The 20,580-nt window shown below is 64.3% G+C and carries 26 protein-coding genes and 1 pseudogene; 17 read left to right on the top strand and 10 right to left on the bottom strand.

Annotation, left to right across the window (positions count from 1 at the left end; translation table 11 throughout):
• Positions 1-5 precede the first annotated feature (5 nt).
• From ACGLWX_RS16335 to ACGLWX_RS16315, 5 genes and pseudogenes are all read right to left on the bottom strand, one after another.
• A pseudogene (locus ACGLWX_RS16335) lies at positions 6-1,088 on the bottom strand (CobW family GTP-binding protein).
• Positions 1,089-1,093: 5 nt separating this feature from the next.
• Positions 1,094-1,543 carry an RNA polymerase-binding protein DksA gene (dksA, locus tag ACGLWX_RS16330; protein ID WP_252109449.1) on the bottom strand — a complete coding sequence of 150 codons (450 nt, stop codon included), beginning with the start codon at positions 1,541-1,543 and terminating at the stop codon, positions 1,094-1,096.
• A 50-nt stretch (positions 1,544-1,593) separates the two neighbouring features.
• Positions 1,594-2,247 carry a DUF1826 domain-containing protein gene (locus ACGLWX_RS16325; RefSeq protein WP_396241315.1) on the bottom strand — a complete coding sequence of 218 codons (654 nt, stop codon included), beginning with the start codon at positions 2,245-2,247 and terminating at the stop codon, positions 1,594-1,596.
• A 40-nt stretch (positions 2,248-2,287) separates the two neighbouring features.
• Positions 2,288-3,103, bottom strand: a complete 816-nt coding sequence (locus ACGLWX_RS16320; protein WP_396241313.1) for a metal ABC transporter permease — start codon at positions 3,101-3,103, stop codon at positions 2,288-2,290.
• Complete coding sequence (locus ACGLWX_RS16315; protein ID WP_396241311.1) at positions 3,093-3,851, bottom strand: metal ABC transporter ATP-binding protein; 759 nt, start codon at positions 3,849-3,851, stop codon at positions 3,093-3,095. The genes ACGLWX_RS16320 and ACGLWX_RS16315 overlap by 11 nt, the downstream gene beginning before the upstream one ends.
• A 127-nt stretch (positions 3,852-3,978) precedes the next feature.
• On the opposite strand from ACGLWX_RS16315, the gene ACGLWX_RS16310 reads away from it, so the two are divergent.
• From ACGLWX_RS16310 to ACGLWX_RS16275, 8 genes are all read left to right on the top strand, one after another.
• Positions 3,979-5,001: a zinc ABC transporter substrate-binding protein gene (locus ACGLWX_RS16310; protein WP_396241309.1), complete on the top strand. Its 1,023-nt coding sequence runs from the start codon at positions 3,979-3,981 to the stop codon at positions 4,999-5,001.
• 139 nt (positions 5,002-5,140) lie between these two features.
• Complete coding sequence (gene nikA / locus ACGLWX_RS16305; RefSeq protein ID WP_396241307.1) at positions 5,141-6,709, top strand: nickel ABC transporter substrate-binding protein; 1,569 nt, start codon at positions 5,141-5,143, stop codon at positions 6,707-6,709.
• The gene (nikB, locus tag ACGLWX_RS16300; protein WP_396241305.1) at positions 6,709-7,653 is read left to right on the top strand and encodes a nickel ABC transporter permease subunit NikB; all 945 of its coding nucleotides are present in this window, start codon (positions 6,709-6,711) and stop codon (positions 7,651-7,653) included. Before nikA ends, nikB begins: the two co-directional genes overlap by 1 nt.
• Positions 7,650-8,543 (top strand): nickel ABC transporter permease subunit NikC, encoded by an 894-nt coding sequence (nikC, locus tag ACGLWX_RS16295; RefSeq protein ID WP_396241303.1) that lies wholly within the window; start codon positions 7,650-7,652, stop codon positions 8,541-8,543. Before nikB ends, nikC begins: the two co-directional genes overlap by 4 nt.
• Positions 8,540-9,331, top strand: coding sequence for an ATP-binding cassette domain-containing protein (locus ACGLWX_RS16290; protein WP_396241301.1), 792 nt, complete (start codon positions 8,540-8,542; stop codon positions 9,329-9,331). The genes nikC and ACGLWX_RS16290 overlap by 4 nt, the downstream gene beginning before the upstream one ends.
• A 10-nt stretch (positions 9,332-9,341) precedes the next feature.
• The gene (gene nikE, locus ACGLWX_RS16285) at positions 9,342-10,172 is read left to right on the top strand and encodes a nickel import ATP-binding protein NikE (protein WP_396241299.1); all 831 of its coding nucleotides are present in this window, start codon (positions 9,342-9,344) and stop codon (positions 10,170-10,172) included.
• A gap of 33 nt (positions 10,173-10,205) precedes the next feature.
• Positions 10,206-10,559 carry a hypothetical protein gene (locus ACGLWX_RS16280; protein ID WP_396241297.1) on the top strand — a complete coding sequence of 118 codons (354 nt, stop codon included), beginning with the start codon at positions 10,206-10,208 and terminating at the stop codon, positions 10,557-10,559.
• 119 nt (positions 10,560-10,678) lie between these two features.
• Positions 10,679-11,617, top strand: a complete 939-nt coding sequence (locus ACGLWX_RS16275) for a co-chaperone YbbN (protein WP_396241295.1) — start codon at positions 10,679-10,681, stop codon at positions 11,615-11,617.
• Here ACGLWX_RS16275 and ACGLWX_RS16270 read toward each other — a convergent pair.
• Positions 11,611-12,783, bottom strand: a complete 1,173-nt coding sequence (locus ACGLWX_RS16270) for a MalY/PatB family protein (protein WP_396241293.1) — start codon at positions 12,781-12,783, stop codon at positions 11,611-11,613. The genes ACGLWX_RS16275 and ACGLWX_RS16270 overlap by 7 nt on opposite strands.
• Before the next feature lie 38 nt (positions 12,784-12,821).
• On the opposite strand from ACGLWX_RS16270, the gene ACGLWX_RS16265 reads away from it, so the two are divergent.
• On the top strand, positions 12,822-13,253 hold the full coding sequence (locus ACGLWX_RS16265; RefSeq protein WP_396241291.1) for a hypothetical protein: 432 nt from the start codon (positions 12,822-12,824) through the stop codon (positions 13,251-13,253).
• Positions 13,254-13,456: 203 nt separating this feature from the next.
• Here the strand turns inward: ACGLWX_RS16265 and ACGLWX_RS16260 are convergent, their stop codons facing one another.
• Positions 13,457-13,810, bottom strand: coding sequence for a hypothetical protein (locus ACGLWX_RS16260; protein ID WP_252109435.1), 354 nt, complete (start codon positions 13,808-13,810; stop codon positions 13,457-13,459).
• Positions 13,811-13,873: 63 nt separating this feature from the next.
• Here ACGLWX_RS16260 and ACGLWX_RS16255 point away from each other — a divergent pair, with 63 nt between their 5' ends.
• The 5 genes from ACGLWX_RS16255 to ACGLWX_RS16235 are packed head-to-tail and all read left to right on the top strand — an operon-like array spanning position 13,874 to position 16,611.
• Positions 13,874-14,698: a hypothetical protein gene (locus tag ACGLWX_RS16255; RefSeq protein WP_396241289.1), complete on the top strand. Its 825-nt coding sequence runs from the start codon at positions 13,874-13,876 to the stop codon at positions 14,696-14,698.
• Positions 14,699-14,752: 54 nt separating this feature from the next.
• Entirely contained in the window at positions 14,753-15,154 is a 402-nt protein-coding gene (locus ACGLWX_RS16250; RefSeq protein ID WP_252109433.1) for a thioesterase family protein, read from the top strand.
• A gap of 31 nt (positions 15,155-15,185) precedes the next feature.
• Positions 15,186-15,488 carry a hypothetical protein gene (locus ACGLWX_RS16245; RefSeq protein ID WP_252109432.1) on the top strand — a complete coding sequence of 101 codons (303 nt, stop codon included), beginning with the start codon at positions 15,186-15,188 and terminating at the stop codon, positions 15,486-15,488.
• Between the two features lie 12 nt (positions 15,489-15,500).
• On the top strand, positions 15,501-16,019 hold the full coding sequence (locus ACGLWX_RS16240) for a DUF501 domain-containing protein (RefSeq protein ID WP_252109431.1): 519 nt from the start codon (positions 15,501-15,503) through the stop codon (positions 16,017-16,019).
• 46 nt (positions 16,020-16,065) lie between these two features.
• On the top strand, positions 16,066-16,611 hold the full coding sequence (locus ACGLWX_RS16235; RefSeq protein ID WP_252109430.1) for a TIGR00730 family Rossman fold protein: 546 nt from the start codon (positions 16,066-16,068) through the stop codon (positions 16,609-16,611).
• 16 nt (positions 16,612-16,627) lie between these two features.
• Here the strand turns inward: ACGLWX_RS16235 and ACGLWX_RS16230 are convergent, their stop codons facing one another.
• Together ACGLWX_RS16230 and ACGLWX_RS16225 are read right to left on the bottom strand one after the other, a co-directional pair.
• Complete coding sequence (locus ACGLWX_RS16230) at positions 16,628-17,161, bottom strand: hypothetical protein (RefSeq protein ID WP_252109429.1); 534 nt, start codon at positions 17,159-17,161, stop codon at positions 16,628-16,630.
• Positions 17,162-17,171: 10 nt separating this feature from the next.
• Positions 17,172-17,657, bottom strand: a complete 486-nt coding sequence (locus tag ACGLWX_RS16225) for a tetratricopeptide repeat protein (RefSeq protein ID WP_252109428.1) — start codon at positions 17,655-17,657, stop codon at positions 17,172-17,174.
• Between the two features lie 243 nt (positions 17,658-17,900).
• Here ACGLWX_RS16225 and ACGLWX_RS16220 point away from each other — a divergent pair, with 243 nt between their 5' ends.
• Positions 17,901-18,932, top strand: a complete 1,032-nt coding sequence (locus ACGLWX_RS16220) for an NADP(H)-dependent aldo-keto reductase (RefSeq protein WP_396241287.1) — start codon at positions 17,901-17,903, stop codon at positions 18,930-18,932.
• 125 nt (positions 18,933-19,057) lie between these two features.
• On the top strand, positions 19,058-19,837 hold the full coding sequence (yaaA, locus tag ACGLWX_RS16215) for a peroxide stress protein YaaA (protein WP_396241285.1): 780 nt from the start codon (positions 19,058-19,060) through the stop codon (positions 19,835-19,837).
• Here the strand turns inward: yaaA and ACGLWX_RS16210 are convergent.
• Positions 19,812-20,408 carry an isochorismatase family protein gene (locus ACGLWX_RS16210; RefSeq protein ID WP_396241283.1) on the bottom strand — a complete coding sequence of 199 codons (597 nt, stop codon included), beginning with the start codon at positions 20,406-20,408 and terminating at the stop codon, positions 19,812-19,814. The genes yaaA and ACGLWX_RS16210 overlap by 26 nt on opposite strands.
• Here ACGLWX_RS16210 and ACGLWX_RS16205 point away from each other — a divergent pair.
• The coding region (locus tag ACGLWX_RS16205; RefSeq protein WP_396241281.1) for a hypothetical protein at positions 20,391-20,580 on the top strand (190 nt) is incomplete at its 3' end. The two genes, ACGLWX_RS16210 and ACGLWX_RS16205, sit on opposite strands and share 18 nt — an antisense overlap.

The following is a 20,580-nucleotide window of genomic DNA, read 5'->3' as shown; positions in this document are numbered from 1 at the left end:
GCGCTCTAGGCGTTCTCTTTCGACGCGCTGAAGAAGTGATACATCTCGGCCACCGTCTCCGGCGCGATGTGCTGGGTAATGAACACGAACCGCGAGACGCGATCCGAAACGCACTCGAGAGGAAGCTCTGCGGGCGGGTGGAAGATCTGCTGGACGCCGTGAATCGCCAGCGGCGCGTCGCGGTCGGTCAGGTGCACCACCGCCTTGATGCGCAGCATCTTGTCGCCCATCAGCGACATCAGCATGTCCAGCCAGTTCTCCAGCGTGTCCGGGGCGATGCGCTCCTCGACGGTGAAGCAGAAGGCGCGGATCGAGTCGCTCTGGTGGGCGTGGTGGTCGGCTGAGTGGTGCGCCGTTACCGGGCCGGGACTCAGTGAAATCGCGGTGCCCACGTGGGGCGCGGCGGGGGTGACCGTGTAGCGCCCGGCCTTGAGCCACTGATCGACCTGATAGCCGCCGTCGACGTGAAGCCCGGCGCCTACCAGCAGGCTCGCGGAGAGCCTGCCGTCGACCACCTGCCACTGCTCGGCGGTCGGGTTGAGCCAGGCGAGCCGGTTGGCAAGCCCGGCTACCCCCGCCTGCTCGGCGAGATCGGTCTTGGTGATGAGCAGTTTATCCGCCACCCCCACCTGCTGGCGCGACTCTTCATGGGCACTCAACGTCGCGTCTCCGTTCACCGCGTCCACGCAGCACACGACGCTATCGAGCTTGAAGCGGTGCGCAAGCCAGGCATCGGTCATCAACAGCTGCAAAATGGAGGTAGGCAGCGCCAGCCCCGTGGTTTCGATCACCACGCGCGTCGGGGCGGGCCTGCCCCGCGCTTCGAGATCGTCGAGCGCCTCGCGCAGGGTGCGGGCCAGATCGCCGCGCAGCGTGCAGCACAGACAGCCGCTGCTCATCTCGATCACGGCCTGCTCGTCGCTTTGGGTGATCAGCTAATGATCGAGGCCAATGTCGCCGAACTCGTTGATCACCACCAGGGTGTTGTCCATGGAGGTCTGGCGCACCCAGCGGTTGAGCAGCGTGGTCTTGCCGCTGCCCAGAAAGCCGGTGAGCACATTGACGGGAATCAAGGGCGGTGTCGTCATGACGTTCACTCCCATCGGGTCTTGCGAAAATGGGTTTCCTGGCGCTCCTGACGCTCCTTCGCCTCGATGCAGAGCCGCGCGGTGGGGCGAAACAGCAGCCGGGCAATGCCGATGGGCTCGCCGGTCTCCTCGCAGAAGCCGTACTCGCCATTTTCGATACGCTTCAGGGCAGCGTCGATGTTCTTCACCAGCCGGCTTTCACGATCGGCCTGACGCAGCGAGAGGCGAAGCTCCTCCTCGAAGGAGGCCTGATCGGCCTCGTCGCTGTCGCGCTCGTGGGAGGCGATCGACGCTCTTATCTCGGCCAGGCGCGCCTGGATCTCGTCGCGCTCGTCCTGCAGGCGCTGGCGAAAGAACGCCAGCTGGCGCTCGTTCATGTAGTCGTGCTGGCCCATGGCAAGCAGGGCGTCTTTCGTCGGCGCCTCGCTCGGCGCCGCAACGGGCTGGTCGTTCATGCAGGCCCCTTCTTAAAAAGAACAAGATCGCACAGGCGTGCGCATTCACATCACGCCGGGTCGATGGTCATCAACAGCCGCTTCTCGCCGGGTGCCAGCGCCGGGCTGCGGTGGACCAGCGCCCGCTCTTCACACCCGACCCAGCCGCTGCCCTTGATCAGGGCAATGTCGCCGTTCGCCATGGTCTGAATGGCGCTCGGGTCGGTGACGATGTCCGGACGCTCCGGGCGCGGCGCGCCGAGGCCGGCCCGGTTGACGGCGTGCGCCGGCAGCCACTCGCTGCCCGGCCCCACGTAGGTGCTTACCAGCCGCACCGGCAGGTTGTCGCAGTGAAAGCGCGGGCACATGGCGCTATCGAGCAGGCGAAGGCGCACACCGACGGTTTCGGTCTCGAACAGAAAGGCGATGGCCGAGGCGATGGTGCTGACGTCGTCGATCAGCGCGTCGCCGGCCTCGGGCGCCGGCAGGTGGCGACGAAGGTCCGCGGTGAAGGCCTCGTCCACCTCGCCCAGCCAACTAAACTGCCAGGCGCGGTCGGTCTGACACTGCGCCTGCGCGCTCAGCACGATATCCGCCGGGAGCGGGCGTGTCAGCACGGCCAGGTTGATCGCCTCTTCAAAAATGCGCGGCAGCACGCTGATGTCGCCATCGAGCGCGGCGTGGCCAAACAGGGTCGTCGCGGCAGGAGCGAGTCGTTGCGTCATGGCGGTCTCCAGAAACGGGTCGAGAAAAATGTCGGGCGGGTCAGGCCCGCGCCGTCAAACGCTGCGCCAGGCGCCCCCCCTGGCTTATAAGCGTTGCCAGCAGAAACAGCACCGCGGCCAGCGTCACCATGGTGGGACCGGTGGGCGTATCCATCAGGTAGGCGGTTCTGAGGCCGCCGGTCACCGCCGTGAGCGCCACGACGGTGGCGCCGATTGCCATGGCCTCCGGGGTGCGGCAAAACGGGCGCGCCGCTGCCGCCGGAATGATCAGAAGCGCGGTGATCAGCAAAACGCCCACGACCTTGAGCGCCACGGCCACCACCATGGCCAGCGCCAGGGTCAAAATGAGCTGTTCGCGGCGTGGGTCGATGCCGCTTGCGTAGGCAAGCTCGCGGCTCATCGTCGCCATCAGAAGCGACGACCAGCGCCAGCCCAGAAGCGCCAGCACCAGCGCCGCGCCGCCGCCGATCACCCAGAGATCACTTCTACCCACGGCCAGAATGTCGCCGAACAGGTAGGCGTTGAGGTCGATGCGCACCCCGGAGAGAAACGACACCGCCACCAGCCCCACCGCCAGCGCCGAGTGGGCGGCAACGCCGAGCAGCGTGTCCATGGCGACGCCGCGCCCGCTGAGCAGCGACACGCCGCCCGCCATGAGCAGCGCCACCATCAACACGCCGGCGAAGATCGAGATGTTCATCAACAGCGCCAGCGCCACGCCGAGAATCGCCGCGTGGGCGGTGGCGTCGCCAAAGTAGGCCATGCGCCGCCAGACAACAAAGCAGCCAAGCGGGGCAGCAGCCAGTGCTACCAGCACGCCGGCGAGGGTGGCGCGCACCATGAAATCATCCAGCATTGGCGCGCTCCTCGTGGTGATGGCGGTAAAGCGCCAGGGGGTTAGCGCCCTGGTCGTCGGCCAGCACCTCGCCGAACAGCGCCTGGTAGTCCGGCGAGGAGGCGACGTGCTCGGGCTTGCCTTCGCAGCACAGGGTACGGTTCAGGCAGACGACGTGATCGGCGGTGCGCATCACCACGTTCAGGTCGTGGCTGACCATCAGCACGGCGCAGCCGTAACTCTGTCGCACCGCCTCGATACGGCGATAGAACTCTGCCGTGCCGCGCTGGTCGAGCCCCTGGGTGGCCTCATCCAGAATCAGAATGTCCGGCCGGGTCAGCAGCGCCCGCGCCAAGAGCACGCGCTGGAACTGGCCGCCGGAAAGGTGGCTCATCGTCGCCTGCAGAAGATGCCCGGCGCCGGCCTCGTCGAGGGCGCGCTCGACCGCCGCCGGGTCCTGGCGGTGTGGCAGGTTGATGAAGCGCTTGACCGTCATCGGCAGCGTCGGGTCGAGATGCAGGCGCTGGGGCACGTAGCCGATGCGCAGCCCTGCGCCGACTCGCAAACTGCCAGCGGCGGGCTTGACCGCGCCGATCAGCGTCTTGACCAGCGTCGACTTGCCCGACCCGTTGGGGCCGATCAGCGTGAGTATCTGATGGCGATAGAGCGTCAGGTCGATGTTCTCGAGCACGAACTCGCCGTCAAAGCGCACGCTCAGGCGCGAAATGCTTACCAGCACGTCGTCCTGGGTATTGGGGGCTAATTCCATCGTTAGTATCGCTTTGCCACATTTTGTTATGTTATAACATGACTATCGATACTTGACGACCCTTCCCTGCCGCTGTCGGTAAAAGGCCGTCACCTGACCAACCCTCGATGACTCTCTGGAGCACACCATGCTGTCTACGCGTTTATCCTGGCCCCTGCTGCTGGTCTTCCCTCTGGCCGCTGCCGCCGACGCTCCCCGCGTTGCGGTAGACATTCCCCCGGTGCAGTCGCTGGTCGCCACCGTGCTGGGCGAACACGGCGAGCCTGCGCTTTTCATCCAGCCCGGCGCCTCGCCCCACGGCTACTCGCTGCGCCCCTCGGAAGCCCAGGCGCTCGACGACGCCGACCTGGTGGTCTGGGTGAGCAACGACCTCACCCCCTGGCTCGAAGGGCCGATCGACAACCTCGCCTCCGATGCGCGCCATCTCGAGCTGATGAAGGCCCCGGGCACGCAGGTCCTCGAGTACCGCGACGGCGCCACCTTCGCCCTCGGCGATAGTGACGGTCACGGCCACGATCATTCTCACGATCATGAGCACTCACACGATCATGACCATGACCATGACCATGAGCACGAGCATGATAACCAGCACGCTCATGACCATGGCCACAGCCATGAGCACAGCCACGAGGGCACCAACCCCCACGCCTGGCTCTCGCCCGAGAACGCCCGCCAGTGGCTGGGTGCCATCGCCGAGCAGCTAAGCGAGCTCGACCCGGACAACGCCGACGACTACCGCGCCAACGCCGAACAGGGCCAACAGGCGCTCGTCGAGCTTGAGGCGCGCCTCGATCAGCGCCTGGCCGAGCACCACGACACCCGCTACGTCGTCTTCCACGACGCCTACCAGTACTTCGAGGAGGCCTTCGACGTACCCGCTGCCGGGGCGATCTCGCTGGGTGACGCCTCCGCGCCGAGCCCGGCGCGCATCGAGGCGCTGCAGACGCTGGTGCGAGAAGAGAACATTCAGTGCGTGTTCAGCGAGCCGCAGTTCAACGCCCAGCTCGTCGAAAGCGTCTTTGGCGACACCGCGACGACCACCGGCGTGCTCGACCCGCTGGGCGTCGGCCTGCCGCTGGGTGAGTCGCTCTACCCGGCGCTGCTCGAGCAGATTGCCGACGAGATCGAGCGCTGCGGCCAGGCAAGCTAGAGCGCCGCGCCCGCTCGCATTGAAGGGGCTCGAGCGGGCGCCCGCCTACGCCTCGGTGCGAAAGTATGATAATTTTCTAAATTCATCATACTGACTCTGCATCATGTTCGAGTAAATGCTCGAGCGAACCGAGGTAATCATGCGCGCAGCTTTAGGTGCCCTGCTGGCACTCTCCCTGACGCTGGGACTTGGCGGCCCAGCCGCGGCCCAAACGCGACTCGAGGCCTCCTGGCCGAGCAACGTGGGGGCGCTGAACCCGCACCTTTATACGCCCAACCAGATGTTTGCCCAGGCGATGGTGTATGAACCGCTGGTGCGCTACCAGGCCGACGGCACCGTGGCGCCCTGGCTTGCCAAGCGCTGGGAGATCACCAATGACGGGCGCACCTACACCTTCACGCTGCGTGACGACGTCACGTTCTCCAACGGCGAGCCCTTTAACGCCGCGGCGGTCAACGCCAACTTCGAGGCGGTTCTGGCCAACCGCGAGCGCCACGCCTGGCTTGGGCTGACCGAGCAGATCGAAAGCGTTCGCGCGCTGGACGAGTTTCGCGTCGAGCTGAACCTGCACGCACCCTACTACCCGGTGCTGCAGGATCTGGCGCTGCCCCGCCCGTTTCGCTTTATCGCCCCGTCACAGCTGATCGATGGTACCTCCGCCGACGGCGTGCGCGCGCCGGTCGGCACCGGCCCTTGGCAGCTTGACGAGACGCGCCTGGGCGAGTTTGATCGCTTCGTGCGAAACGACGCCTACTGGGGCGAAGCGCCCGCTGTCGATGAGGTGAACATCAGCGTGATCGTCGATCCCAACACCCGGGCGCTGGCGCTTCAAACCGGCCAGATCGACCTGATTTACGGGCCCAGCGGCTTGATCTCGCCGGACACCTATGCGCGCTTCTCCCAGGACGAGCGCTACACGACGGCGCTTTCCGAGCCGACGGAAACCCTGATGCTGGCGCTGAACAGCCAGCGCGGCGCCACGGCGGATCTGGCCGTACGCCAGGCGATCAACCACGCGGTGGACAAGGCCAGCATCGCCGAAAGCGTCTTCTACGGTACGCAGCAGGTCGCCGATACACTGTTCCCCCCGGGCGTGCCCTACGCCGATGTAGGGCTCACCCCCTACGCGTTTAACCCCGAGCGCGCCGCCGAGCTGCTCGATGAGGCGGGCTGGCGCCTTGATCGCGGCGTGCGCATGAAGGATGGCGAGCCGCTGCAGATCGATCTGGTGTTCGTTGGCAACGATGCGGTGTCGAAATCCACAGCGGAAATCATCCAGGCGGAGCTTTCGGCGCTTGGCATGATGGTTCGCCTGATCGGCGAGGAGGAGAGCAGTGTCTACGCCCGCCAGCGCGACGGGCGTTTCGGCATGATCTTCAACCGCACTTGGGGGGCGCCTTTTGACCCCCACGCCTTCATCAGCGCCATGCGCGCCCCCGCCCACGCCGACTACCAGGCGCAGCTGGGGCTTGCCGACAAACCCGACATCGACGCGCTGATCGGCGACATTCTCACGTCGACCGACGAGACGCAGCGCCAGGCGCTTTACGAGACGCTGCTGACCCGCCTGCACGAGGCCGCCATCTATCTGCCGCTGACCTATTCCAGCGTGCTCGCCGTGGCTTCACCCAAGGTCGGCGAGATCCACTTTGGCGCCATGGCCAGCGAAATTCCGTTTGACCAGTTCACCCCCGAGGCCGAGCGCTGATGGCCGGGTTTATCCTCAAGCGGCTGTTGCTGCTGCCGCTACTGCTGCTGGCGGCGTCCATCATCATCTTTTTGCTGCTGCGCCTGGGCCCGTCGGACCCGGCGATGGACTACCTGCGCCTCTCTCAGGTGCCGCCCACGCCCCAGGCGCTCGAGCACGCTCGGGCGGCGCTGGGTCTCGACCAGCCGCTGATCACCCAGTACGCTCAGTGGCTTTCAAGCGCTTTGCGCCTCGATTTCGGCGTCTCCTACGCCACTCAGCGCCCGGTGTTCAAGGACATGCTGCACTTTCTGCCGGCCACCCTCGAGCTTGCTGGCGTCGCGCTGGTGCTGACGCTGCTGGTGTCGATCCCGCTCGGGCGCTGGGCGGCGCGTCACCACCACCGCGCTCCGGATATCGTCGTGCGCGTGATCGCTTTTTTCGGCGTGTCGATGCCCAACTTCTGGCTCGGCTTTTTGCTGGTGCTGCTGTTTTCGGTCACGCTGGGGTGGCTTCCGCCGATGGGCCGCGGTGGGGTCGCGCATCTGGTGCTACCGGCCGTGGCGGTTTCGCTGATGTCGCTTTCGATCAACGCGCGGCTGCTGCGCGCCAGCATGCTGGAGGTGGGAGGCCAGCGCCACGTCCAGTACGCCCGCCTGCGCGGGCTTGGTGAGCGCGAGGTGGAGCGTCGACACGTGCTGAGAAACGCCCTGCTTCCGATCATCACCGCCACCGGCATGCACGTCGGCGAGCTGATCGGCGGTACGCTGATCATCGAGAGCATCTTTGGCTGGCCCGGCGTCGGGCGCTACGCCGTGTCGGCGATCTTCAACCGCGACTACCCGGTCATCCAGTGCTTCACGCTGCTGATGGTGACCATCTTCGTGGTCTGCAACCTGATCGTAGATATCGTCTACGCCGCCGCCGACCCGCGCATTCGCATTTCCGGGGAGGGCGTACAGTGAGCACGTCAAGCGCACCGTTATCGCCGTCTCAATCGCCGTCATCTCAATTTCCATCTCGGGGGCGCTTACCCAAAGCGCGGCTGACCACCCATATCGCCCTGGCGCTGGTGGCGGGGCTGGTATTCGTGGCGTTGTTCGGCGCCGGGCTTTCGCCGTTCGACCCCAACGCCGTGGCGCTGCCAGAGCGCCTCGCCCCGCCGAGCGCCACGCACTGGCTCGGCACCGACCACTTGGGGCGCGACATTCTCGCACGGCTTCTGGAGGGCACGCGGGTCTCGCTCGGCGTGGTCGCCGTAACGCTTTCGCTGCTGCTGGCGATGGGCATCGTGGTGGGCGGCAGCGCCGGATTCATCGGCGGGCGTTTCGACCAGATCGCCATGCGGATGACGGACATCTTTCTGACCTTTCCCACCTTCGTGCTGTCGCTGTTCATGATCGGCATGCTGGGCACGGGCCTGGTCAACGTGATACTCGCCATCGCGCTCTCCCACTGGGCCTGGTACGCACGCATCGTGCGTTCGGTGGTGCTGTCGCTCAAGCATCGTGACTACATCAGCGCCGCGCGCATGGCCGGCGCCGGGCGGCTGCGCATCTTTACTCGCCACCTGCTGCCGTCCACGCTGTCACAGCTGGCGGTGCTCGCCTCGCTCGATATCGGTCACATCATGCTGCACGTCTCGGGCCTTTCGTTTCTCGGGCTTGGCGTCGCCGCGCCGACGCCGGAGTGGGGCGTGATGCTCTCGGATGCACGCCAGTTCGTCTGGACCCAACCGATGCTGATGCTCTGGCCGGGGCTTGCGCTGTTTGTGAGCGTGATGGCCTTCAACCTGATGGGCGACGCGCTGCGCGACCGCCTCGACCCTCAACTCCAACGGGAGCACATGCATTGAACGCGCCGCCCACGCACCGCACCCTGACGCTTGACGGCATGACCGTTGACACCCGCGACGAGCGCCTGGTCGACGACGTCTCGATCACCCTCGCGCGCGGCGAAGTGGTGGCGCTGGTCGGCGCCAGCGGCTCGGGCAAGTCGCTGAGCTGCGCGGCGGCCCTCGACACCCTGCCCAGCGGCACGCTCAAACGCGCGGGCCAGGTCCACCTCGACGGCGCGCCGATTGCCGCGACGCTCTTACGCGGGCGGGTGGTGGCCTCGATCATGCAAAACCCGCGCAGCGCCTTCAATCCGGTGCGCACGCTCAAAAGTCACTTCGATGAGACGCTCAAAGGCCTTGGCGTGGCCAGAAAGGCGCGCGGCCCGCGCACTCGCCAGGCGATGCTGGACGCGGGCCTCGATGACCCCGAGCGTCTTTTAAAGCTTTACCCGTTTGAAATGAGCGGCGGCATGCTTCAGCGCACGATGATCGCGCTGGCGCTGGCAAGCGAGGCGCCGTTTCTGTTCGCCGACGAGCCGACCACGGATCTCGACGTGATCCACCAGCGCGACATTCTCGATCTGCTCGCCGACCTGCGTACGCGCTTCGGGCTGGGGATTTTGCTGATCACCCACGACATGGGCGTGGTGGCGCGTCTGGCCGACCGGGTGCTGGTGATGGACCAGGGCCGGCTGGTGGAGAGCGCACCGGTCGAAACGCTGTTTAAGCGCCCGCAGCACGGCGTCACTCAGGCGCTGGTCGAGGCGCACCTGGCGCTCTACCCCCATCTGCAGGCACCGCCATGAGGGTTATCACATGAGCTTTCTAAGCGCCGACGGCGTCTCTCACGGCTACGCCTCGAGACGATCCCTTTTGCGCCACCACCCGGCCCCGCCCGTGCTGGAAGCGGTGTCGCTCGACATCGCCCAAGGCGAAACCCTGGGGCTTCTGGGGCGCAGCGGCTGCGGCAAGAGCACCCTGGCGCGCCTGCTCACCGGGCTCGAAACGCCACGCCAGGGCACGGTGCGCTTTCAAGGCAAGGCGATATCGACGCTCGACAAGCCCGGCTGGCAGGCGTTTCGCCGCCAGGTGCAGATGGTGTTTCAGGACCCGCAGAGCGCGGTGAACCCGCGCCTCACCATGGCCGACATCATCAGCGAGCCGCTGATTCACCTGACCGATTTACCCCGTGCCCAGCACCCGGCCCGGGTGGCGGAGCTTCTCGATGCCGTTGGCCTGGCGCACCGGCTTGCCCGCCGCTACCCCTTCGAGCTCAGCGGCGGCCAGCTTCAGCGCGTGTGTATCGCCCGCGCGCTGGCTCCCCGGCCGTCGCTGATCGTGCTCGATGAAGCGGTGTCGAATCTGGATCTGCACCTGCAGATCCAGATGCTCGAGCTTTTCACAGCGCTTAAGCGCGATGTCGGCGTGGCGTTCTTGTTCGTCACTCACGATCTTCGCCTGGTTGAGCGCTTCTGCTCGCGGGTACTGGTCATGGGCGCGGGGCGACTGGTCGAGGATCGCCCCGTCACCTCGCCGTTGACGCTGGAATCACCAGAGGGTCAGGCGCTTTGCCAAGCGGTGCTGCCGGCATTTCCTGCTCAAATGACAGCGTTACGGGAACGACTCACGATTGAGAGTGTCTCTTGACCGCAACGCTCTACCTATAAAGGATGTCTCTTCATGAAAAAAATCGCACTATTTCTGAGCCTGGCCGCTGCCCTGACCACCCAGGGCGCCTTCGCCCAGAGCCAAGCGTGCTCTTCCGAGGCGCTGATGGCCGCCAACCAGAACGTGTACGATCAGCTGGAAGCCTACGCGGCCAACCAGATGCAGCAGGGCAAAACCGCTGAGGATCTTACCGCCGATATGGAGGCGATCACCAGCGCCGGCAACGTTCAGGACGTGCTGGGCCGCCATCAGGAAGAGCTCGAAATGATGGAGCCAGGTTCGGGCCACGAGCCCTCCCAGGCACTATGTGACGACATGTACGCCATGATCGACGACATGCAGGCCGAGCTCGACGCCCGCCAGTAACCGGTCATACCTTTGCGGTGTCGCCGCCTGCGCGGCACCGCTTGAATAACGCCCTCCCCGCCTTAATATCATGTGCCATGCTTGTTTTATTCTTTCCCTAGCAGAGCGCAGAACGTGACATGTCGATTATTGATCCCCGCACCGGAAATACGCTGACGGCCGAACCCGCCGCCGACACTGCCGCTAGCGGCAGCCGGCCCGCCGTCGCCCGCGACGATGTGATCATCGAGCTGAGCGCGGCCAACATTCAGAAAGTGCTGGAAGCCTCGAGCCAGGTGCCGGTACTGCTCGACAGCTACTCGCCGGCCAACGAACCCTGCCAACAACTGATCAGCGTACTCGAGAAGCTGGCGCTGGAGTACGGCGGCGCCTTCCTGCTGGCCAAGCTCGACGCCCAAGCCAACCCGGAGATCGCCGCGCAGCTCGGCGTGCGCTCGGTGCCAGACGTGAAGCTCGTAAGCCAGGGCGGCCTGGTTGATGGCTTCCAAGGCGCAAAGCCGGAAAAAGAGGTGCGCGAGTGGCTCGGGCGCTACATTCAGGCCCCGGAAGACGCACCGGCAACGCCGGAAGAGCAAGCCGAGGCGGCGCTGGCCGAGGGCGACACCGCCACTGCCAAAGAGATCTATCAGACGCTGATCACCCAGTACCCGGAGTATCACGCCTACCAGGTGGCATTTGCCAAAGTACTCGTCGCCGAGGGCCAGCGCGACGAGGCGCGCGGGGTGCTCGACAACCTGCCGCCGGAGGAGCGCGAAGGAGCAGCCGCCCGCGGCGTGCGCGCCAGCATCGAATTCAGCGAGCAGGCGCTCAGCGCAGAGGAGATCGCCGCGCTGGGTGATCGCGACGACAGCGAAGCGCGCTACCAGCGTGCCCTGCGCCAGGTTGCCGACGGCGACTACGATTCGGGCCTCGAAGGGCTTCTGGCGCTGATGAAGGCTGACCGCGCCTATAACGATGACGCCGCGCGCAAGACGCTGTTGCAGGTGTTCGACGCCCTCGGCGCCGATCACCCGCTGACCGTGGCCTACCGGCGCAAGCTGTTCGCCCTGCTCTATTGAGCCGCGGCCCCGAGCACCGCGTCGAGCCGCGCAAGCGCCGCCTCCAGCTCGGCGGCCGTGGTGCCGAAATTCAGACGCAGAAAGCCGGGGCGGCCAAACGCCGCCCCGTCGGAAAGCGCCACCCCCGCCCGCTCCTTGAGCGCTTGATAGGGCGAATCGCCCAGGTTCGCCTGGCGCACATCGAGCCACGCCAGATAGGTCGCTTGTGGGGCGCTCAGGCTCACCCCGGGCCAGTTGGCCACATAACGTTCCAGCCTGTCGCGGTGGCCGCGCAGCACCTCGAGCATCGCCTGACGCCAGGGCTCGCCCTCACCATAGGCAGCTTCGGCGGCCACCAACCCCAGCACGTTCACCTCCGGAAGCCACCCCTTGCAGGCCGTGGCAAAGCGCTGGCGGATAGCCGCGTCTGGAATGACCGCGCAAGCGCTCGAGAGCCCTGCCAGGTTGAAGGTCTTTGACGGCGCCCAGAGCGTGATCGTACGCCGGGCAAGCGCCGGGAACAGCGCGGCCAGCGGACGGTGGCGCGCGCCTTGTTCGAGCAGCAGATCGCAGTGAAGCTCGTCGGACACCACGAAGAGATCGAAGCGCTCGACCAGCTCGGCCAACCCGGCCAGCTCTTCATGACGCCAGACGCGGCCGGTCGGGTTGTGCGGGTGACACCAGAGCAGCAGGCGCGTTTTTGGCGTGATGGCGGCTTCCAGCGCTTCGAGATCGAGCCGCCAGGGCTCACCGGGGCCCGTGGGTTCGGCGAGCCTCGCTTGCTGGCTCAGGCGCCCGGTACGCTCGGCCACGGCCAGAAACGGCGGGTAGATGGGCGTGGCGGTAAGCACGGCGTCACCGGGCTTTGTCAGCGCGAGTGTTGCAAAGTGCAGCGCGGGCACCACGCCTGGCAGCCAGTGCTGCCACTCGGCCTCGATCGGCCAGTCGTAGTGCGTAGCACTCCAGTCGCAAAGCGTCTTCTTGAGCGAGGCGGGCACCTCGCCGTAGCCATACACGCCGTGAGCGACGCGGCGCTCGAGCGCCTCGATCACCGCCGGCGGCGAGCGAAAGTCCATGTCCGCCACCCACAGCGGCAGGATATCGGCGCCGTAGCGGTGCCATTTTTGTGACGAGTAGCCGCCTTCAGGGTGGCGCCGCTCGACAGGCGTGGCAAAATCGAAGCCCATAAGAGTTCTCACTGATTGCGAAAGGATTGACGACGAGCATGGCGCAAAACGACTTTTACACCAAAATGCGCGCAGGGCTGGCGGCGCTTTTACGCCAGTGGCGCTCGCTGGGTCAGGCAGATGCCGACCAGTTGGCGCTCATTTTGGCGGAAACCGCGCGGGTCGCCAAGCTGGGCACGCCGGAAGCCACGCCCAGCGGCCTGGATCTCGAGCGCTGGAGCGAAGACACCGAGGGCGCCATGCCGCTTTGGGCGCCGCGCACCGCAGTGTTTTTGCTTAACCAGATGCCCGCCCGCCCCACGCCGCAAAGCGATGAAGAGGCGTGCGCCTGGGCCTACTGCTGGCTCAAAAACCGCGCGTTCGATTCACAAGAAGCCGCCCGCGCCGCGCTGCCCGCCCATCTCCAGGCGCCGCTTGAGCAGGCCCTCGACGCCGCCTGGCGCGACCAGCAGGGCCTGCGCCTGATCTAACCCGCCGCGCCGGTGGCTCCGGCGTGTCTCTTCGTTGTCATCGCCCCCGTCTTTATCCTCCACCTTTTTCATTGCCGGCTATTCGCTTTTTCGTTTCGCTCGCTTGTATACAAAGTGCTTATATGAAGCCCAGCGAATATAAACGACCATGGGGTGTAGCGCCGCTAGCAACGGGCATCGCTCGATGCCCAAATCGCGCAGGCTCAGCGCTTGCGCACCGGCGATTTCGGTTTGAACCCGGCGGGCTTGGTGGAAAGCCACTCGACGAAGGCGCGAATGTCCGGGTCTTCGGCCAGCGCTTCGACGCTCGGGAAACGGTCCGCCAGCTCGCGCTCACTAAAAAGCCGGTGGATATGCTTGTGGCAGGGGTGGCAAAGCCAAGCGATGGCGGTCAGTCGCTCTTCGCGGCTGTAGCGTTTTCGATAGCGCGGCTTGTTGTGCAGCGTACGGGGAATGAGGTGGTGCTTGGTGAGCGCTGCGGCTCGATGGCAAAGCTCGCACTGCGCCGGTTTGGCAGGCGGCGACAGCGAATGGCCAGATGAGGGCGCGGTATCCACGAAACCTGGATCTCCTGAGCGGCGGAACTTAAAAATCATTAGTACTTACAAGGATAATCGAGAATGCTGGAAGTTCCTCTCAGCTGGCAGCTAGCCAAGATCGCCGCCTCGGTGGGTATGGTGCTGGGCCTGGGCGTTATCGCAGTACGAGTGAGTCCTCGTGTCGCCGGACTTTTGGCGGGCTATCCGCTGGGCACGGCGCTGGCGCTTTTTTTCATTGGCCTTGAAATCTCACCGCTCTACGCTGCGCAAAGCGCGGTCCATACCCTGGCAGGCTTTACCGCCACCATGGCCCTCGGCGCGGGCTACTGGCTTTGCGGGCGAAAGCCCGGCATGAGAGGCGTTTTGCTGGGAACCTGTGGCGGGCTCGTGGCCTGGCTCATTGTGAGCATGGTGCTCGCCCGGTTCGATTTCACGCGGCTCTCCGGCACGCTGGTAACGCTGTGCGCTATCGTGGTTTTCAGCCTGCTCTTTCGGCGTATTCCCGAAAGCGTGGCCAGCGCCCGGGCGCCGTTCTCCTGGCGGGCGCTTTTCGCGCGCGCGCTGCTGGCAACGGCCATCATTTTTGTCATTACCACGCTGGCTCACTGGGTGCCCACCGCTTGGGCGGGCACTCTTGCCGCCTTCCCGATCACCATGCTGCCCTTTTTGCTGATTCTTCACCTAAGCCAGGGGCCCGCCCCGACCGCGACGGTCATCAAGCACTATCCCATGGGGCTTGGTTCGCTCTGGAGCTATGCGCTGTGCGTTTCCTATACTTACGATACTTGGGGGCTGGTACCGGGGACGCTGGCCGGCTTTTTGGTCGCGACGCTATGGCTTCTGGGCTGGATGAAACTTCAGCGCTGGTGGATCGCACGCCGGCTCGCCGTCACGCCCAGCGTTTGACCCAACGCGACCAGGCATCCATGCCAGGTATTTCACTCTTTAGAAGGGACGCCCATGTTCACACGCACCATCGAACCCGCTTTTTATGACACCGACGCGCTTGGCCACATCAACAACACGCGCCTGCCCGCTTGGTTTGAGCTTGCGCGCAACGACCTGTTCACGCTGTTCACGCCGGATCTTGACCCCAAAAAGTGGCGGCTGATGATGGCGCGCATGGAAGTCGACTACCGCGCTGAACTGTTTTACGGTCACCCCGTCGAAGTGCGTACCTACCTGACGCGTTTGGGCAACAGCTCGTTCACGGTGACCCAGGAAGCGCATCAGTTGGGGAAGCTGACCAACGTGGGCCACACCGTCATGCTGCAATTCGATCATCAGGCCAAGCGCGCGCTGCCCATCGAAGGTGAGCTTCGCGAGGCGCTGTCGGCGCACCTACAGGACGCGCCCGCCTGATCCACCGCCCGCGCCGGGCGCAGGAGAGATTATGGCCATACGCTACAACCTTTGGCTCGAGCCGGACAATACGGCCAGGCACAAGACCGTGGAGGCGGACCTGGAGCGCTATTTCGTGGAGCGTTTCGCCGACTACCCGCATATCCGCTTGTTCGGCGCCGACCCCTACGATTATGATGCCCCGTTCAATCGTCTGTATGACGTGCTGATCGCGCGCGCCGCCGAGTACTGCGAGCGCACCTGGTCCTACGTCGCCTCACCGGAGCAGCTCAACCGCTGCTTTTTCCGCGCCGTGGGCCGCTCCAATAAATTTGTTCGAGACGAGCAACGCTAAGAGATTTTTTTGATGGTAATCCGTACCGATCACGCCCCCACCGAGCACCAGCTTGAGATCATCACCCGACAGCTGGGCCGGGCGCCCCGCGGTATCGAAGCCGTCGCCGCTGAAGACGAACACGGCACGCCCTTGGCGCTTCGCATGGCGCCGATCGTCGACGGCAAGCCCTTTCCCACGCTTTACTGGCTCTGCTCGGACGTGCTCAAGATCGAAATCTCGCGGGTCGAGGCGGTCGGGGTGATCAAGTCGCTGGAGCAGCGCCTGCAGGAGGAGCCCGAGTTTCTGGAGCGCTACCGCCAAAGCCACCGCGACTACGTGGCGGCGCGCTGGTCGTTCATGAGCGAGGCGCAGCGCAGCGAGGTCGAACGGCTCGGCTACCGCGAGGTGCTGACCGAGCGCGGCATCGGCGGCATCAGCAACTGGCAGCAGATTCGATGCCTGCACACCCAGTACGCCCATCACTTGGGTAGCCACAACGTGATCGGCGCCTGGATGGACGAGCACTACCAGATCGACCGCTACGTCTAGCGTTCTCTTCCCTTCATTTCGGCCACTGCATTACAGGAATCACGCTATGTCGCGCATATGCGTTTATCTTGGCTCGCGCGAGGGCCAAAGCCCTGCCTTCATGGAAGCGGCCCGGTCGCTGGGCGAAACTCTGGCGAATCGCGGCCACACCCTGGTGTACGGCGGGGCGCGCGTGGGGCTCATGGGGGCGCTGGCTAACGCCGCTCTCGAAGCTGGCGGCGAGGTAATCGGCGTCATGCCGACCCATCTGGTCGAGCGCGAGCAGGCCCACTTCGGGCTGACCGAGCTGATTCGGGTGTCCAACATGCACGAGCGCAAGGCCACCATGGCCGCCCACGCTGATGCTTTCGTGGCGCTGCCCGGCGGTATCGGCACGTTCGAAGAGCTGTTCGAAATCTGGACCTGGGGCTATCTCGGATTGCACGAAAAGCCCTTGGCGCTGCTGGATACCGAAGGCTTCTACGCCCCGCTATTGGCCTTTTTGGACAACACCGTCGAGCACGGTTTTCTCGGCGCGTCGACCCGCGCCATGCTCATGGATGCCGACACTCCGAAAGCGCTCGTCGAGGCGCTGGAGAGCCAGTTGAAGTAGGCGTTGAGAACTACGCTCAGGAGGGTTTAGTCATCACGCTCTGAAGGTCGGCGCGGGTACGCTCGAAGGTAAGCTGGAGAAGGCGCGCGTCGTCGCCGGCCCGGTGGCGCTGAATGGACTGATCGCCAATGATCGCTTCTTTGGTCTGGCTCCAAAGCGCCTGCTGGGGCTCGGTCATCAGAATCCGCAGGGCTTCCAGGCGAAAGCGCGGCAGCATACCGGCGTGGTGAAACAGCAGCGAAAGCCAGGTGTTGTCGTAGCCCCAGCTATCGCTGTAGGCCTTGCCAAGCTCGGAAAGCTCATCGTTAAGCCAGCAAGCGACCTGGCGCACCGGGTATCCTTCCTGAAAGAGCCGTTCGCGGGAAATACCGTGCAGAAGCTCCGCCTTCGGGTCCCAGTGCGTCCACTCTTCCAAGGGCTGTACCAGAAACGCGCAGCAGCTCCCATCGGCGCGGGCCAGGCCGATCTCGATCGGGTAGCTTCCGCGGCCAAAGCCCGAGGCTTCGATGTCCAGCACGGTCGGCAGCGGCTCACCGGCAGAGTGTGTCATCGATCCACCGTCACGCCGCCACCACCTGGGTGGGGTTGGCGATGCTTTCCCAGTAGGCGGAGCGCTCGCAATCGATGCCCAGGCCCAGCTCGCCGCGCGCATAGGCGCGCGACAGGCGCTCGGCGGCGAGGCGGTGGCCCCTTTGGGCGGCGCGGGCGTACCAGGTCACCGCGTAATCCTCGCGGCACGGGTACTGCACGCAGCCGTGCTCGTGAATACGCGCGGCCTGATATTGCGACTGAACGTCGCCGGCCTGGGCGGCTTCCAGTACGTAGCGCGCGCCACGCGCCTTGTCCTGTGGCGAACGGCTTTTATGAAACAGCATTTGGCCGTAGGTGGAGAGCGCGTCCGGATGCCCGGCCTCGGCGCAGCGCTTGTAAAGGCGCATGGTTAAACGCTGAGTGCGGCGCGAATGGGGGAGCAACCACCGGGAACGAAACAGCTGTTCGGCCAAACGAAACTCGAGCCGAATAAACAAAGATGATGCCTGCGGCATGGCAAACCACCCTGCCTATCTGTTGAAAGCTTTAGCTAGCCAACCCGCTCAAACGGCTAACCCTACGAAAAAACCGACCCCTGGTCGGCGAATGGGCTGGCAAGCATACGCCTGCCTTCGCTTTGACTCAACCCCCTTCATTTGCCGGTTGAAGCGGGGGTCGCTAACATGCTCTGACGCTATTGCCGCAGGGGCCTTAAAGCCCGCCCGTGGGGCAACCTTTACGCCGCTTAGGAGGTACAAATGCAGACCCGTCCACTTGGCAGAACCGGACTCAATGTCAGCCGCTTGTGTTTGGGCACCATGACCTATGGTGAGCAAAACAGCGAAGCCGAGGCCCATGAACAGCTCGACCGCGCCGTGGCGTTCGGCATTAATTTTATCGACGCCGCCGAAATGTACCCGGTTCCGCCCAAGGCCGAGACCCAAGGCCTGACCGAAAAGTACGTCGGCAGCTGGCTCAAGGCGCGCGGCGCCCGCGACGACATCAAACTGGCGACCAAGATCGTCGGCCCCGGTGTCGAGCATATTCGCGGCGGCTCGCGCATGAACCGCGCCCATATCCATGAGTCGATCGATGCAAGCCTTGCGCGCCTTCAAACCGACTACGTGGATCTTTACCAGCTTCACTGGCCGGAGCGCAAAACCAATTTCTTCGGTCAGCTTGGCTACACCGCCGCCGATGATCAAGACGCCACACCGTTAAAAGAAACGCTTGGCGCGCTCAAGGAGCTGGTCGATGCGGGCAAGGTGCGCGCCATTGGCGTCTCCAACGATACTCCCTGGGGCGTGATGCGCATGCTCCAGCTGGCCGAGGAGTTCGACCTGCCCCGCGTGGCATCAATACAAAACCCCTACAACCTGCTGAATCGCTCCTTCGAGGTCGGCCTTGCCGAAATCGCCCACAGGGAGGACGTTGGCCTTCTTGCCTACTCGCCGCTGGCCTTCGGCGTTTTGTCGGGCAAGTATTTAAACGGCGCGCGTCCCGCCAAGGGCCGTCTGACGCTGTACGAACGCTTTAAGCGCTACACCTCGCCCCAAGCGGAGCAGGCAACCCAGGAGTACGTCGCGCTGGCCCAAAAGCACGGTCTGGACCCGGCGCAGATGGCGCTCGCCTTCATCAACTCGCGGCCTTTCTTGACCAGCAACATCATCGGCGCGACCACGATGGAGCAGCTCGAATCGAACCTCGAAAGCGAAGCGCTCAAGCTCGATGACGAGGTGCTCGAAGGCATCGACGCGATCCATCAGCGAATTTCCAACCCGAGCCCTTAAAGCCATACCCTGCTCGTCCGCTTTTTCTATCGACGCCATAGCCCCGGCAAATGCCGGGGCCTGGTATCATTGCCCGCACTCACTATCGGTTTGTTTCTCAATATGCCGCGCTCAAGGAGCCCGCGATGCTAAGCGTCATCTCACCAGCCAAAACGCTGGATTTCGAAACGCCGCCCACGACGAACAACGTCACCCGGCCGGACTTTCTCGAGCAGAGCCAGCCGCTGATCGATATTTTGCGCGACTACTCCCCACAGCAGATCAGCGAGCTGATGGGCATCAGCGACAAACTGGCCGGGCTTAACGCCGCGCGCTTCAAGGAGTGGCAGCCGCCGTTTTCGCTGGATAATGCCAAGCCCGCCGCCCAGGCGTTTCAGGGCGACGTGTATACAGGGCTCGAGGCCGAATCGTTTAGCGAGAAGGAGAACCGCTTCGCCCAGAAGCATCTGCGTATTCTCTCCGGGCTTTACGGGCTGTTGCGCCCTCTGGATTTGATTCAGGCCTACCGTCTGGAGATGGGCACCAAACTGCCCAATGCCGCGGGCAAGGATCTCTATGCCTACTGGAAACCGATTCTGACGCCGGCCCTTTCCGAGGCGATTGATGAGAGCGGATCAAACGTGCTGGTCAACCTGGCCTCCAACGAGTACTTCAAGGCGGTAGACGCCAAAAAGCTCGACGCCGAGATCGTGACGCCGGTGTTCAAGGATGAAAAAAACGGCAGCTACAAGATCATCAGTTTTTACGCCAAAAAGGCGCGCGGACTGATGAGCGCTTGGATCATTCGCGAGCAGGTCAACTCGCCAGAGGCGTTAAAGGAATTCGATGTGGCGGGGTATCGTTTCGACAAGGCCGCATCACACGAGCGTGAGTTAGTGTTTACGCGCCGCGAGCAGGATCGCTAGAAAACGTCAGCGCCCGCCCGGCGCGGGGCTTTAAAAACTCTCGGTGAAGTCGCTTGAAAAGTGCCGTGTCGCAGCGGTGAAGCCACTCGTAAGCCGCCATGTCGGCGCTTATGCTCACCGCACCGTGCTGAGCGGCACGCACTCTGGCAAGTTCAGCCTCTGCCGGGCGCCGGCTCAGCGTGGCTTCCACCAGCCAGTACACCTCGAACCCCGCCTCCAAAAGCCCTAGCGCGCTCTGCAGTACGCAAATGTGCGCCTCGGTACCACACAGCACGATTTGCTTTCGCTCTGCTTTTTCCAGCGCGCGCGTGAACGCGGGCTCCTCGGTAATACTGAAGTGCTGCTTTTCCCACACCGCGTGCTCACCCAGCGCCTGCGTCAGCGACGCATCGGTGTGTCCCAGCTGCGCCGGATTTTGCTCGGTCAGCCAAACCGGCACGTCGAGCTCACAGGCAACGCCGGAAAGCCACCCCGCTTCACGAATGCCTTGCTCGGCACCGGGGATGACGGGAAGCAGCCGCGACTGAAAATCGATGAGTAGAAGCAAACTTTGATGGGCGTGAAGGCGCATGGGCGTGGCTTTCGAAAGGGAGTGTTCTTCTCTTTTAACGCGCTCAATGGGAAAGCACAAATTCCCACGCCGGCTAAAACGCTCTTCTACAAAACGAAGCCGTATGCTTCCGGGTTTTCCTATACGCATAAAAAAAGCCCCGAACACAGAGTGCTCGGGGCTTTTTCGAATA

The organism is Halomonas sp. HMF6819 (genome assembly GCF_044335525.1).
Classification (GTDB): domain Bacteria; phylum Pseudomonadota; class Gammaproteobacteria; order Pseudomonadales; family Halomonadaceae; genus Vreelandella.
This window is presented reverse-complemented; position numbering and strand designations above follow the sequence as displayed.